The following is a 14,558-nucleotide window of genomic DNA, read 5'->3' as shown; positions in this document are numbered from 1 at the left end:
AGCTTAGAATTCTTCGAATTCGTCGAAAGCTTCAACCTTTGCGGTCCGTGCTGGTCGCGCTGGGGCAACCGGTGCAGCTGTTTTGCGTACGGGAGCTGCCGGGCGGGCCGCAGCTGGTCGCGGTGCCGGGCGTGCTGCCGCCGGAGCTGGTTTCTCCAATTGGAGCGTCGCCAGCTTCGAAGGGCTCAGCGTGAATTTCCCTACGAGCTCCTGCAGACTAATCGCCTGCTGGTTCATGGATTCACTTGTCGCCGAAGCCTCCTCTACAAGAGCGGCGTTCTGCTGGGTGATCTGATCCATCTGGATGATCGCCTTGTTGACCTGCTCAATGCCCTCGGACTGCTCCTGGGCGGCTGCTGTGATCTCGGCAATGATGTCTGTAACCTTCTTCACAGAGGTCATGATCTCATCGAGTTGCTGGCCACTTTGATTCACGAGTGTGCTTCCGTCTTGGACCTTCTGAACGGAGTCCTGAACGAGCGCTTTGATCTCTTTGGCAGCCGTCGCACTTCGCCCTGCGAGGTTGCGAACTTCGCCTGCGACAACCGCGAAACCTCGGCCCTGTTCCCCAACGCGAGCTGCTTCCACAGCAGCGTTGAGAGCCAATAGGTTCGTTTGGAAAGCGATTTCATCGATCACCGAGATGATGTCAGCGATTCGCTTACTGGCCTTGTTGATCTCGCCCATCGTTTCAACAGCCTCGCTTACCACGCGTCCGCCACGCTCTGCGGACTCTCTTGCTTGGATCGCAAGCTGGTTTGCCTGTCGCGCATTGTCAGCATTTTGCCGTACCGTTGCGGTCATCTCTTCCATGCTCGCCGCTGTTTCTTGGAGGCTCGAAGCCTGTTCTTCCGTGCGCTGGGCCAGGTCGTCGTTGCCGAACGAAACTTCGCTTGCAGCTCGGGCAATACCTTCGGCGGACTGTCGAGTTTCCGCGATCAGTGAGGAGAGTGATTCGAGGGCCTCGTTGTAGCCTTCTACGGACTTGACTGTTTGGTTACGCAGTGCGTTGAATGTTTCCGCCATCAACGCCAAATCAGGTTGAGGTGGAATGTCCAGAAGCGGAGTCTTCGGCTTGAGTTCCACTGTTAGGTCGCCCTTCGCCAGAGATTCCATCGCATTGGCAAGATCCGTGGAACATGCACCTCGTAGGAACTCCATGCGATCGGCAATCTCCTGAACAGCTGCCTTGTACTCTGCCTCTGTTTTGAGCCGTTCGGAGACTTCTACCCATTCCGTGCTGTAACCCACGATGGTTCCGCCCTCTGACTTGAGAACGTTGATGGAGAGTTCGATCCTTAGGGGGCCGACCTCGATCATCGTATTCATTGGGAAGTTCGACTCGTTCCCAAGAATTCTTCGCTGATGCTGTGGGTTCTTATGGAAGTCGTCGATACACCTACCGAGCAGTGCTTCTGATCGGAAACCTGCGCCAAAGATCTTCTGGAGTTCAGGTTCCCACTTCTGAAGGTTTGCTGTGAGCCGCTTGTTCATGTAGATGAGTTTCAGATCGGCATCCGTGAGCATGAAGCATGTGTTGCTATTTTCAAGCGCAGAAACAAACTGTGCCTGCCGCTTTTCCATGGCAACTCGATCCGTCACACGTTCCCAAGAAACGCCATATCCAAGCAACTCGCCGTTTTCAGCGTAGGTGCCATTGATCAGCACTTCACAGAAGCAAGGACCGGTCTTGATGATCTTGTGATAGGGATGATTGCGAGGCTGCGAGGCCTTTTCAAGTTCGTGAGGTTCATCTGTGAACAGCCACTCCATCGATTTGCCAATGATCTCCTTGGCTCGGAAGGACTGCCACCTTGGGTCGTGCTTGTGAAGATTGGGTTCCATGAACTCCAGGACTTCGAAGCTTCGCTTGTTGGCGTACTGAACTTTCCAGTTCAGGTCGCACAAGAAAGTGTTGGTATTCGCATTTTCCAAGATGGAGAGCATTTGTGTGATCCGACGATCATTTGCGAGTTTGTCGGTCACGCGCTCCCAGTCAACGGAATAGCCCAGAACTTTGCCGGAGTCATCTTGAATCGCACTGACTTGAACATCACATGTACATGGTCCAGTCTTGATGAGCCCCTGATAGGGAAGGCTTCTTGGATCGGTCGCGTTTCGGAATGCGACGGGTTCGTCCGTAAAGAGGAACTGGAGGTTGAGACCCACCACATCCTTGGCGTGGAAGCTATGCCACGCAGAAGAGTGGTTGTGGAGGTTGGGCTCCATGAATGCCAAGAGATCAAAACTGCGCTTGTTTGCGTACACGATGTTCCAATCCAAGTCGCAGATGAGTGTGGCTGCCCGAGAAAGCTCAAGGGCTTTTGCAGCCTGTGTCAACGCTTGCGACTGTTTGACCTGAGCTGGGTTGGTGACCACTTTGAGGCTTGGAGTTGTAGGCTTACTTGCCTTGAGCTTAGAAGGTGCCGGAGAAGTTGAAGTTGCTACCGGCCGAGTTGCTTTTGCTGTGTTTGCCATTTGATGCGGTTCCTTAATTGATGCGGCCAATTAGGCGGCCAGTGCTGAGCTATCTCCCAAGAGAAGGGCGTCTATGTCGAGAAGAATCACAAGCTTTTCGCCCACTTCACCCATCCCTTTGATGGAGTTGGTGACGGAGCGTTTGCCGAAATCGGGTGGCGGCTGAATCGCCTCGGGTGGAATGTTCATCACGTCGGACACCGTGTCGACGATGATCCCCATGACCCGCCCTTCAACGACCAGCACCACGATCACCGTGAACTGGGTGTATTCGATCGGCTCCAAGTTGAACTTGGTGCGCATGTCTACGATCGGAACAATCGTCCCTCGAAGGTTGAGAACTCCAACGACGTCCGAGGGAGAGTTCGGGATTCGCGTGGTGGGAACATATCCTTTGATCTCTTGGACCTTCAAGATGTCGACCGCATACTCTTCGTCCGCTACCGTAAAGGTTAAGAACTGGTCTGTATGCGCTCCTATCCCAGTGCGAGATTCAGTTGCTTCAGATGAATTTGTTGCCATAGTCGGGACTGTCTCAGGCTGCAACTAGCGCGCCTGCCTCCGTGTGCATGCCTCGGAGCAATCCGGGGACATCGATGATAAGAGCGACCTTTCCGTCGCCCAAGATGGTTGCGCCTGTGATGCCGTCCACCTTTCGGTAATTGGCCTCCAGGCTCTTAATGACTGCTTGGTTTTGGGTGATCAATTCGTCAACAAGAAGGGCGACCTTGTCTCCCTCGCTTTCCACGATGACAAGAAGCCCTTCGCAGGGGTCTTCAACAGCCGAGGAGCTGTTGAAAGCTTGATGGAGCCGAAGAATTCGAAGGACTTCTCCCCGGACGCGAACGATCTCGTGACGTCCAGCGACCAAGGTGATGTCCTCACGCTTTGGCCGAAGGCTCTCTACGATGCTCGTGAGCGGAAGAATGTAGATCTCTTCTCCTATGCGGAGCGACAATCCCTCTAGAATTGCCATCGTTAATGGAAGCCGAATGCGGAACGTGGTTCCGTTCCCGGGGACCGTGGACAAGCTAATTGAGCCGTTCATTGCTTGGATGGCTTGTCTCACAATGTCCATCCCCACGCCACGTCCGGACAGGTCTGTTACGCTTGGCGCGGTCGAGAAGCCAGGTTGGAAGATGAGTGCATGGATCGCATCATCGGTCGGGGTTTCGCCATCCTGAAGCAAACCTCGTTCCTTCGCCTTTGCAAGGATCTTGTCTTTGTTAAGCCCACGGCCGTCATCCGAGACTTCGATGATGACGTTGCCCCCCTCATAGCGCGAGTGAATCTTGAGGGTTCCTACCTCGCTCTTCCCGGCGGCCCTGCGCTCCTCGGGAGTCTCGAGTCCGTGGTCTACAGAGTTTCGGACTAAGTGAGTCAATGGATCGCCGAGTGCCTCGATCAGGGTCTTGTCGAGTTCGGTTTCCTCACCAATCGTGATCAGCTCAATCTTCTTGCCAACGTTCGAACTGATGTCACGAACGAGGCGTGGGAATCGGGCAAGTGCATGCTTCAGTTGAACGAGCCGGATACCCATGATCCGCTCTTGCAGTTCACGGCATGATCGCTCAATGGCGGCCATTGCTTCGACCATTCGAGGATAGCGCTCAATCTCAACCTGCTCGGCAGCCTGATTCAACATCGACTGTGCAATGACAAGCTCACCGACGAGATCGACAAGTCGGTCGACCTTGTCCGAGCTCACCTTGAGCATCGAAGGTTCCGATCGAACTGCTCGATCAAGGGATATTCCGGTCGTCTCCTCCACACGAGTGATCACTTGATCGACTTCAAGGGGTTCCAGCGAAATGTCGCTTTCGTCAATAATGAACTCGAACGGATCTAAGAGCTCGTCCCGATCTGCGGTTGACTCAAGCTCGATCAGCCACGAGGTGTAACACGCTTCAGGGTCCATCACCTCGAGGGCAGGAATCTTAGAATCGTCTCGCGTAACCTCTTTGATCTCGCATACGGAAAGTAGCTGAGACAGCAGAATACAAGGATCGCATCCTGTTCGCATCACGTCGATGCCTGGAGCGACTTTAAGCTTGTAGCTGGTCATTCCGTGAGTTGATGACTCAACTTCCGAGATGGAGGTAACTGTCGAACTACCCTCTGAATCCGTGAGTCGTTCTATGGCCGCGCAAAGCGCAGGATCCTCTGGAACAGGCCCACCCGTGCCCATTGCCTCGCTGAGAAGTGCGCGCATGCGGTCGAGAGAACTCAACATCACTGAGCACAGTTCCGGCGTAACCGGCACCAGCCCCGACCGAACCTTGTCCAAAAGAGACTCTAGTCCATGCGTAAAGTTCGCAATAGCTGGAAGACCAAAGGTCGAACTTCCCCCTTTGATTGAGTGTGCACAGCGGAAGATCGTATTGAGAAGCTCTTTGTCGTGCTTATGCTCCTCAAGCTCCAGGAGTTGTGTCTCAAGTTCATCAAGCAGGCCAGTTGCTTCCTCGAAAAAAGCCTGCTGAAACATGCTTACGTCAATACTCATGATGGTAAAACCTTCTCGATAACGCGCAAGAGCTGTTCTGGCTGAAACGGCTTGACAATCCAACCGGTAGCACCTGCAGATTTCCCGGCAGCTTTTTTGTCTTCTGCAACCTCAGTGGTCAACATCAAGATTGGTGTGAACTTCAAGGCAGGCTTTGTTCGAGCATTTCGAATGAAAGTGATTCCATCCATCACGGGCATGTTCAAGTCCGTAATGATCAGGTCAACCTTTCCGTTGGGTGCCTTATTCAAGTTATCGAGAGCTTCCTGTCCGTTCCCGCCTTCGATCACCTCGAAGCCGGCCTTCTTGAGCGTGAAGCTCACCATCTGCCGCATAGAAACGGAGTCGTCTACAACTAGTGCGAGTTTTGCCATGGTCTGTTTGCTTTCCTATGCGAAGAGCTCGACATTGTCGTCAGTGCCCTTGTACGAGACAATCGTTGCGTCTGGAATAGCCCCAGGCGCAGCGGGAAGATAATTCGTGTCTTCATCAACGGTTAGGCCGGATACGATATAGAGGCCTCGTTTGAGATCTGCGAGAGGGACCGCTACATGCTCTAGCCGTTGCCGAAGTAAGTCTTGGAATTGAAAGGCGGTAACCACCTGATTCAAATTGCTTCCGATAGCCTGGCTCCTCGTTGATAGTTCATTCATCAACTGCTGAGCTTCGTCATCGGATTCGCGCAAGGTGGCTACCAGCTGAATCAGTTCACCTTGTGCGCTGTATGCCTGATCCTTGCTGAGGCTTGCGCTATTTGCCAGTCGCTGACAGATAGAGCTTGTCTCTTCTGTGATGATATGAGTCAGATCACGTGTCTCTTCGGCGGCCAACCGGGATCGCTCCGAAAGTTTGCGTACTTCCTCTGCAACCACGGCAAATCCTCGACCCGCAGATCCAACTCTTGCTGCTTCGATTGAGGCGTTGAGCGCCAGTAATCGAGTCTGTGCGGACACATCCTCAATCTGATCCAGTAGTCCGTGAAGACGGTCCGTTGTCTTGGACAACGACTGCATCTTGATCGTCGAGTCTGCCATTTCTGTGGACACGGCAAGCATGTAGCCCACGAAATCCCGAATTGAACCCTTGGTAATGGTGATCGACCAGTTGTTTTGATCGTTCTCGCCTGTATGGAGCGATGCTGTCGCGACAGATGTGAGCTCCTGCGACTCGGTGCAAGCATCGGAGAACGCAGTAATCGCCGTCGAGATGGCGAGCTCGGTCTCCTGAATCGCGACGATCAACTGTTGGGAGAGCGTGGTAAGTAGCTCCCCCGAGTTGAGCGCGAACTCGCGCAGGCGGTCTTCCTTAGTTAAATCGTTTTGAAAGTCGTGGAGACTGCCCTCGGATGTCTCTAAATGATGCTTAGCATCCTTTAGTTCTGATGTTAGCGCTTCTATCTTCTCAAGGTGACACTTCGAAAGGGTCTGCTCTTCTTCGAGTTGAGACGACAACTTATCATTCTCGATGACGAGCGAATCTACTCTTGCGGACTGGCTATGCACAGAGCGAAAGCTCATCCATCCGGCAAAGCCTAGTGGAAGTAGCAAAAAGATGCTCACGACGTTACGACTTGAGATTGCGGCAAAAACCCCAAGAGCGAAGGTAATACTCCATGCCGCTTTCACCAGGCTCGACCTCCATAGGGGACCAGAGATCCAGTGATCTCGCATGATTTGGCGGCCGCTTCAAGCTCTCTCTTCAAGGCTGTAATGATTTGGTAGGTAGCCAATGGCAAACCATTGGTTGGCAACGTGAGTGAAACGTGCTGCACCCGGGCGTCGCTGACAAGCTTCATCGCGATGGTGTGAATGTCGGCAGCCACGCCAATGCTGAGGTCACCTTCCAGTACCCAGTCAGCTCGTTTGCCTTTGACTCGGTAACCTGTTTGTTTATCCTGTGTTGCGCTCATTACAATTGTCACCCGTATTCTCATCGGCGGTTTTGTATAAGTTTCTAGCCAAATCTGGGGATATTCTTTTGCGCCAATCCACGCAAGTATCGCCATAATGTTGAATGAAGAAAATGACGAAGTTGACACAGGAACGTGTCCATGAAGTCATCAAAAATACATGATTGGTCGCTATTAGCTAGACAAAAAGCGACGGATACGTATAAGGTCTTCGAGCCTCATCCGGTGGGTGACTATGATCGGATCACAGCTTTAGCCACGCAAATCAGTCGTGCGCCTGTAAGTTTGATCAGTCTCGTTGGGGAAACTTCGCAATGTTTCCTTTCCGCGCAAGGTACTTGCTTAAAAGGTACTCCCGTCGAGCAGTCTTTTTGCGCTTATGCGATCCAGTCGCCGGAGCCATTGGTCGTGCTAGACGCAACGCTTGATCCACGTTTCGCCAACAATTCACTCGTTACGGGGCCTCCTTACATTCGAATGTATGTGGGTTGTCCGCTGATTACTCCGCAAGGAGTAGCCATTGGTGCTCTCGCCGTCATTTCCCCGGAGCCGGGTCAACTTTCGTCGGAGCAGATAACGGGTCTGCAAAATCTGGCCGAACTCACCATCTCACTCTTTGAACAAAGACGAATCTCTCTTGAGTTAGAGAATGCGCATCAGGAGCATGAGGATGTGATTCAAAGCGTTACTTCCATCATGATCGTGGTGGGCTCCAAAGGTCGGATCACCCGCTTCAATGCTGCTGCCGAGCGAGCCTTTGGTGTCAATGCCGGAAAGGTGCTTGGGAAGACCCTTGATGAATGTACAGAGCAGTTCGGCTGGCCCGCATTCGCAAGCCAAGTAACACAGATTTCACGCTTAGAATCGGATGTGAGGCTAGAGGACGTGATTCTCCACCCTCCGAGTCAGCAAGCGAAAGTTCTCGGTTTGCAGATCCACCCCGTGTGGTCGGAAGGTGATCGAAAAGGGTTCTTTATCCATGGAGCAGACGTAACGGCACGCCGAGCCCATGAAAAAATCACGCAGCGGCAACATCAGCGTTACAAACAGTTGGTGGAGCGGATGGCTGAGGTCGTCATGCAGATGACTAGCATCGGGACAGTAACGTTCCTAAACCCCGCTTGGACCGAGATTACGGGCAGGCTCCCGCAAGACTGTGTGGGCAGGAAGTTCCAGCAATTTGTGTTTGCCCAGGATCGAGATAAGATGCGAAAAGCATGGCACAGGATGTTAGCTCACAAAGCTGAGTCGGTGACTACCACCTTTAGAGTCATGACAACGTCAGGTGAATGCCGTTGGGTAGAAGCGCGTTGGCAGTTCGTAAGAGCTACGGCATTCTTTCCAAACTCAGTAGAGGGCACGCTTACAGACATTACAGATCGCAAGACCAGCGAAGAGACTATCGCGAAGCAACGGTTCCTAGAAGCTCAACTAGCGCAGGCACAGAAGATGGAGAGTATCGGTGAGCTCTCCGCAGGGATCGCTCATGAAATCAACACACCGATGCAGTATATAGGGGACAATATCCGATTTCTTAAGCGATCTTTTGCCACTCTCACTTCATTGGCAGAAGTTCAAGAGCATTTGGAGAAAGAGACTGATACCGGTGAAGAACTAAAGGAGTTAGCTCAGGAGATCCCAATTGCTATAGATCAGACCCTTGATGGGATCAAAAGCGTCTCAAACATTATTGTCGCTTTGAAAGAATTCTCACACCCGGGCACCCATGAGTTTGTTCAGGTTGATATTGAGCGAACACTGCGCAGCACCGTCACCATTGCTCGAAATGAATGGAAGTACGTAGCCAACATATCGTTTGATATCGCCCCCAATCTGCCTCCAATATGGTGCTTGCCGGGCGACTTCAATCAAGTTATTCTCAATCTTATTATCAATTCAGCGCATGCCATCGGCGATCGTGTTCGGCTTGGCCATTACGCATCCGGACGAATCGATATCCGAGCCCAAATTGTCGGAACCTCTTTCGAAGTATCAGTGAAAGATAACGGTGGTGGTATCCCAGATAGTTATGCCGGAGAAGTTTTTAACACGTTCTTTACCACTAAAGAGCTCGGTAAAGGTACCGGGCAAGGGTTAGCCATTTGTCGTAAGATCATCGAAGATCGACATCTGGGCAAGATATGGTTTGAGTCAGAGAGTGGTGAAGGAACGACATTCTATGTTCGAATTCCTCTGGACCTCAACATTGTAAAAGAGTTTAGGAATGTTGCTGCATAGAGTGAAAATATGAGAAAAGTAACCAATAATTTGATCATGAAAAAGCGCATTCTTCTAGTGGATGATGAACAGTCGGTTCTGGATGGACTTCGCCGACTGCTAAGTCAGAAATATGAGATAGCAGTAGCGTTAGGAGGATCTGCTGGTTTGGATGTGATCTCCAAAAGTGCTCCGTTTGAACTTGTTATTGCCGATATGCGCATGCCGCAAATGACCGGGCTAGAGTTCTTAACTCATGTGCGACAGCGGTCGCCGGGAACCGTTAGGATGATGCTTACCGGAAATGCGGACAGACAGACGGCGGTGGATGCGGTCAGTGTGGGGCAGGTCTTCCATTACCTAAACAAGCCATGCGATGAAGAGACGCTGATTCAGGCGATTGAGGCAGGACTGGAACTCTTTGAACTTCAAAAGAAGATTGATCAGATCCACGAAGATATTCACACGGCTGCCTAGGAGAAGCTCTGTCGATTTCGGAGGCACCAAGCAAAGCCGGTCATCCGCTGAGTTTGATATGCACAAGTGGTAAGTTCTCAAAAGAGAATGCCATGAAGCAACAGGCTACTTCGATCAAGTTTGACGCATCCCAGGCAAGTCCACCGTTTACCTCCGTCTATCGAACTTCCACGACGACCGCATTGGTAGATCGAAATCGGTCTCACTACCACCCAAGCACGCTCGAAGTTTGTGCACTGATCCAAGGCCATCAGGACTGGTTGGTTGCAGAGGAACCCCATGTACTACGTCCAGGAGACGTTCTTGTAATACCGGAAGGTGTCGTACATGGATCAGTCGACTCCAATCTACAGCCTTGTGAGCTAGTGGCAGCCCATATCGCCTTGGAGATGCTCCCGGATCGGTTGAGAGAACCCGCACAAAAACTCACTACCATCAGGACACGGAACGCTTCGATCACAGGACTCTTGCAGCAAGTTGTTTGTCAGCATGAGGTTGGAGGTGAGTTTCTCCCTGAAGTGGCGTCGGCGTTGGGCGTGCTGGTCATCACTTCGCTCTTGAGTCTAGGGCTAGAAGACGAGGAACTGAAAGACAGCCGCCTCGTACGGAAAGCTCAAGAGGCGATGACGGCGGGGCATGGGGTGAGACCGACCATGGACGAAGTCGCTCGACAACTCGGAGTTTCCAGCGTCTGGCTAACGAAGCTATTTGTTCGTGAAACAGGTTCTTCGCCGGGAGATTGGGCCAGAGCGGCCAGGTTTTCACAGGCAAAGAAGATGCTTGAGAGCGGGCGATTCACCACTACCAAAATCGCCTTCGAGTTGGGTTACTCTTCCGGACAGTCCTTTGCAACCGCCTTCCGGCAAGAATCGGGAATGACGCCCTCCGAATACAAAGAGCTTCACCGAGCCTCACTGTCTCACCGAACACCAACTGTCTACCGAGTTGACACCCGAGAGGTCTGGTGACTTCCGATCGTTCGATTTTGTGAACTTCCGTTTTCGTGGCGTAGAATGCCCCGATGATCTCAAGGAGAGACCTACTCAAGTTTACGGGGCAAACATGCCTCGCCGCTGGTTGCGCACCGCTCGCGAGTGCCTTGGTAAATATGGAGCTTCCTGGCACAGCTAGCTCGGTTCGTTGTATCAATGTGATCAATTTCATTCGTGGCGTGGAGCCAAGATCACCTATCGATCTGCTCCTTCCGGTCCAAAAGCAGATGGAAGTTCTCCTCGAACATCAACTTCCTGCCACGTGGCTATTGCAGTTCGACGCGTTGGTATCCGGTCCGTTTGTTACCTACCTCAAGCAGCATAAGGCCAACAATCACGAAGTGGGTCTCTGGTTCGAGATGAACGAGATGCACTGCAAAGCAGCTGGCGTTGAGTGGCGCGGCAGGACAGGCGTTGAGTGGGACAGTACACCTTGCGTAGCGTTCACCATTGGGTATAGCGAAGCAGAGCGGATCAAGCTTGCCGATGCTGCGATGCTGACCTTCAAGTCCATTTGGGGCGAGTATCCAAAGTCTGTCGCAAGTTGGAATCTCGACTCGATCACCATGGCTCACCTGTCAGAAAAGTATGGTGTGGACGCTTTCGCCGTCTGCCGAGACCAGATCGCCACAGACGGCTTCACCATCTGGGGCGCCCCATTTGCGGGCTATTATCCAAGCAAAGTGAACTGCTGGAGCCCTGCACTCAACAAGAAATCTCAAATCTCCACACCTGTGTTCAAGATGCTTGGACAGGATCCCGTCTACTACTACGACAGCGCATACAAACTGGGAAATGGCCAACGAGTCGGAGGCCCAGATACCATGGAGCCAGTATGGCCTTCAGGGCGGTCTCCTGTATTCATCAAGAGATTCCTAGAAATGATCTCGAAGTCGCCCACGATGGGCTTTGCCTATGCACAGCTTGGGCAAGAGAACAACTTCGGCTGGCCGGAAATGGCAGATGCATTCATTGTCCAGATGAAAGCACTCTCCAAACTGCAAGCTTCAGGCGATGTCCATATCGAGACCATGGGAGAATCTGGAAGGCGGTTCAAGCGGGCTTTTTCAACGACTCCAGTCCAAGCGCAAGTGATGCTAGAAGACCCGTTCGGAGACACAACCAAGCCCGAAGGTTCTGTCTGGTATCAAAGTAGGTTCTATCGAGCCAATCTGCACCTCAAAGGGAACTTGCCTTTCCTAAGGGACCTTACGGTCTACAGTGATCACAACGCGCAACCGTTTCTAAAAGAACCTACAAAAGCTCACGATGTGGAGCAGCGAATGCCAGCCATACTTGACGGCTACCATTGGAGCGACCATCCTGGTTCTTACACCCAACAAGGTGCCGGTGGCTTCTTTGAAGTGGACGGAAAGCGGCTCATCCTGGTGGGTAGCCCAGAGATCATCGAACATGGGCAATCGATGATCATAAACTTACCTGTAGGGGGCTCGGAGGTTCTCACAGTAAGGTTCGAGGAGCGTAAGTGCGTGATCAAACTCAGCAGCGGTAAGCCGCTCACCCTGGTCTTTGACTGGGATCCCAAGAAGTCGGCACTGGTAAAAGTAGAGCCAGACAGAGTTTCTTACCAATGGCAGGGGTTCGACTACTCTGTGGGAGTCGCTAGTGGAACAGCAACTCCCTTACAGAGAGGTTGGTCGGTAGTAGGAAGGAACGGTTCGATTCAGCTCCTCCTGTCACAAAGGAGCTGACCAATTTAGCTTCCAGCTTTCGGTGGCTGCGAACTAGGAGGAGCACCTCTTGCGCCAATAGGAGTATCCATCCCCGCCTTTTGGCGAAGCTCCTTTTGTTTCTCCGCTGAGAGTGGCTGGACCTTCGGGTACTTGGCAGCCTCAATCTCTTCCGGTGACTTCTCGCCGCTACAGGCGAGTTGAAGCGGAATGAACAAGACTGCTATGAATGGGAGGGCTAGCTTCTTCATGGGACAAACGTCTGAGTTGGCTTCTGCAGTTTGAATTTGTAGAAGTCATTGGCTCGTACCTGACCCCATCCAAGAGTCTTGGCGCTACCATCTGCCATCGCGTAGTTCGCTCGCCCCGAATAGCCAGGTGTGGGAGCAAAATCTGTGCTGTGGGTGTAATCGTCGCAGTTGTCCCCACCACTTGGGAGGCGGTCACCAGGAGCTCCGCTAAGAGGAACTCGTCCCGCTAGTTTCCAGGTGTTGCACTGCCAAACAATCGAGTCAGACAAACCACCCACGCGTCCTCCCTGTCCATCGGGTGGCCAGATTTCGGCGAAGGCGATCGTGTTCGAAGGATCAGAGAATCCGCTCATCGATCGCACCGGGGAGTAGTTCGGAATGTCCCACCAGGCGCCGGATACGCCAGTGTTGCGATCCAGCCATCCACCCTTCTCAACGGTATCAATTTCACTCACCATCTCGAAGGTCTTGCGGATCTGCTTGCCTCGATACTTGCCATCCCACAGACAGCCGTCGCTTACCCAGAAGGAGTTGAGCGGGTGCGAGTCAGCAGGTGCTGCCCACACTTCGCCACTCTTCGTGTACGGCTCCAACAAAGAATCAAAGGGTTCGGTGTGGTAGAAGCAGTTCCCGGCTTCTTGATCCGCACCAGGGTTGTTGATGCCCGGCGTGTTCATGACAGCGCAAGGGACATACATATCGTCAAAGTCTCCGCCGTACATCATGGATGCTAGCGATATCTGCTTGGCTCCACTCAGGGCCACCGTCTTTTTTGCCGCTAGCTTCGCTTGAGCAAAGACGGGGAACAGAATGGCTGCTAGGATCGCGATGATCGCGATCACAACAAGTAGCTCAATTAATGTGAATGCTTTTTGCTTCATTGGAAATACCTTCTTTGGTGTTTTCAAAGCAGTCGATGCTTTATAGGGTTGTGGAGAGCAGGAACTCTTGGAGGCCTGCATCTGCTAGGGCGAAATCAGCGTCGATTCGTATAACTCGATAAGATTGCGAAGGGGACGCGATGCGGTCCAGAAGTAAGCCAGCAGCGGCAACTCCTATGTCAAACTTTCTTTGGATAAGGCGATGCACATTCCAGGGAGTACGAAGAGTCATCGGGTGCCAGTCGTTGAACGTGATGATCTCGAGCTCATGGGGAAGTGAAATACCAAGTCGCTCACAGGCAGCCACCACCGCGCATCCCACCAAATCCTCTGTGCAGAAGAGGGCGGTAATAGGTTGCTCACCGTTGCGTAAAGCAAAGAGCGTGTCTCGAACCAGTTGGTTGTAGATCTGCGTCGATCGGTCAGAACCATCGGGGAGCCACCGAACCAACTCTGCGTGGTCAGATAAGCCTGCGCTTTCCATCGCCTCCTGATAGCCTTGGAACCGCTCACCGACAGAATTGTATTGATGTTTGTCGAGTCCGATGAACCCGATCCTCGTATGCCCTCGATCGACTAAAGCCTTAACCGCCTGGATCGCAGCAGCACGGTTGTCAGTCAGAACAGCGTCCATCTCAACGGCTTTCGGAATTCGGTCGAGGGCCACAACCGGATATCCATCAGAAAGCAGCCCCGTCAAGACTGGAGATGGCTTGCTGAGACCGGTGGCATAAAGGAGAATTCCATCAGCCTCACGCGCAACTTTCTTCAGTTGCCGATTCTCAAGGTCAGGATCATGCTTGCTGTCCGCAATGACTAAGCTCGATTCTTCACCAATCTTGTCTTGAATCCCCCTCAACAAATCGCCCGAGGGGAAGTTGTGAAAGGCACTATAGCCATCCACAATAAGCGCAATCCGTCGGGACTTGCTTTTCCGATGGTCCGCGACCACCGTACCGCTGCCCTGACGCCGAACCACTAAACCCTGGCGCTGAAGTTCATCAATCGCCCGATGAGTCGCGTTGCGATTCACACCCAACTCCTTTGCTAGTTGGTCACCCGACGCCAATCGAGACCCGGGCTCAAATTCGCCAGACTTGATCCGCGCGGCAATGGAGGCCGCTATTGTCTTCCAGTTTTCTTCTGCCATGCAAACTCT

13 protein-coding genes are annotated in these 14,558 nt (G+C 52.5%); 4 read left to right on the top strand and 9 right to left on the bottom strand.

Translation table 11 applies throughout. From position 1 onward, the window contains the following. Positions 1-3: 3 nt before the first annotated feature. The 6 genes from ACZ51B_RS12935 to ACZ51B_RS12910 form a co-directional block, all read right to left on the bottom strand. Positions 4-2,478, bottom strand: coding sequence for a methyl-accepting chemotaxis protein (locus ACZ51B_RS12935; protein WP_464293748.1), 2,475 nt, complete (start codon positions 2,476-2,478; stop codon positions 4-6). Positions 2,479-2,508: 30 nt separating this feature from the next. Further along, on the bottom strand, positions 2,509-3,000 hold the full coding sequence (locus ACZ51B_RS12930) for a chemotaxis protein CheW (RefSeq protein ID WP_464293747.1): 492 nt from the start codon (positions 2,998-3,000) through the stop codon (positions 2,509-2,511). 13 nt (positions 3,001-3,013) lie between these two features. Next, a complete protein-coding gene (locus tag ACZ51B_RS12925) occupies positions 3,014-4,981 on the bottom strand; it encodes a chemotaxis protein CheA (RefSeq protein ID WP_464293746.1) in 1,968 nt (655 codons plus the stop codon). Further along, the gene (locus ACZ51B_RS12920) at positions 4,978-5,355 is read right to left on the bottom strand and encodes a response regulator (RefSeq protein ID WP_464293745.1); all 378 of its coding nucleotides are present in this window, start codon (positions 5,353-5,355) and stop codon (positions 4,978-4,980) included. Before ACZ51B_RS12920 ends, ACZ51B_RS12925 begins: the two co-directional genes overlap by 4 nt. 15 nt (positions 5,356-5,370) lie before the next feature. Then, entirely contained in the window at positions 5,371-6,540 is a 1,170-nt protein-coding gene (locus ACZ51B_RS12915; RefSeq protein WP_464293744.1) for a methyl-accepting chemotaxis protein, read from the bottom strand. A gap of 62 nt (positions 6,541-6,602) precedes the next feature. Then, positions 6,603-6,890 carry a hypothetical protein gene (locus ACZ51B_RS12910; RefSeq protein ID WP_464293743.1) on the bottom strand — a complete coding sequence of 96 codons (288 nt, stop codon included), beginning with the start codon at positions 6,888-6,890 and terminating at the stop codon, positions 6,603-6,605. A 141-nt stretch (positions 6,891-7,031) separates the two neighbouring features. On the opposite strand from ACZ51B_RS12910, the gene ACZ51B_RS12905 reads away from it, so the two are divergent. The 4 genes from ACZ51B_RS12905 (at position 7,032) to ACZ51B_RS12890 (ending at position 12,288) form a co-directional block, all read left to right on the top strand. Beyond that, positions 7,032-9,128: a PAS domain S-box protein gene (locus ACZ51B_RS12905; RefSeq protein WP_464293742.1), complete on the top strand. Its 2,097-nt coding sequence runs from the start codon at positions 7,032-7,034 to the stop codon at positions 9,126-9,128. 36 nt (positions 9,129-9,164) lie between these two features. Beyond that, positions 9,165-9,584, top strand: coding sequence for a response regulator (locus ACZ51B_RS12900; RefSeq protein WP_464293741.1), 420 nt, complete (start codon positions 9,165-9,167; stop codon positions 9,582-9,584). Positions 9,585-9,676: 92 nt separating this feature from the next. Further along, entirely contained in the window at positions 9,677-10,552 is an 876-nt protein-coding gene (locus tag ACZ51B_RS12895; protein ID WP_464293740.1) for a helix-turn-helix domain-containing protein, read from the top strand. Between the two features lie 53 nt (positions 10,553-10,605). Then, entirely contained in the window at positions 10,606-12,288 is a 1,683-nt protein-coding gene (locus tag ACZ51B_RS12890; RefSeq protein WP_464293739.1) for a hypothetical protein, read from the top strand. A 5-nt stretch (positions 12,289-12,293) separates the two neighbouring features. On the opposite strand, the gene ACZ51B_RS12885 is transcribed toward ACZ51B_RS12890, so the two are convergent. The 3 genes from ACZ51B_RS12885 to ACZ51B_RS12875 are packed head-to-tail and all read right to left on the bottom strand — an operon-like array spanning position 12,294 to position 14,549. Further along, on the bottom strand, positions 12,294-12,518 hold the full coding sequence (locus ACZ51B_RS12885) for a hypothetical protein (RefSeq protein WP_464293738.1): 225 nt from the start codon (positions 12,516-12,518) through the stop codon (positions 12,294-12,296). After that, positions 12,515-13,399 carry a prepilin-type N-terminal cleavage/methylation domain-containing protein gene (locus ACZ51B_RS12880; RefSeq protein WP_464293737.1) on the bottom strand — a complete coding sequence of 295 codons (885 nt, stop codon included), beginning with the start codon at positions 13,397-13,399 and terminating at the stop codon, positions 12,515-12,517. Before ACZ51B_RS12880 ends, ACZ51B_RS12885 begins: the two co-directional genes overlap by 4 nt. A 40-nt stretch (positions 13,400-13,439) precedes the next feature. Further along, complete coding sequence (locus ACZ51B_RS12875) at positions 13,440-14,549, bottom strand: LacI family DNA-binding transcriptional regulator (protein WP_464293736.1); 1,110 nt, start codon at positions 14,547-14,549, stop codon at positions 13,440-13,442. Between the last annotated feature and the right edge of the window lie 9 nt (positions 14,550-14,558).

It is taken from the genome of Fimbriimonas sp. LA-C6, from assembly GCF_055398105.1.
The sequence above is the reverse complement of the archived record's forward strand: the minus strand, read 5'-3'. Positions and strand labels throughout refer to the sequence as shown.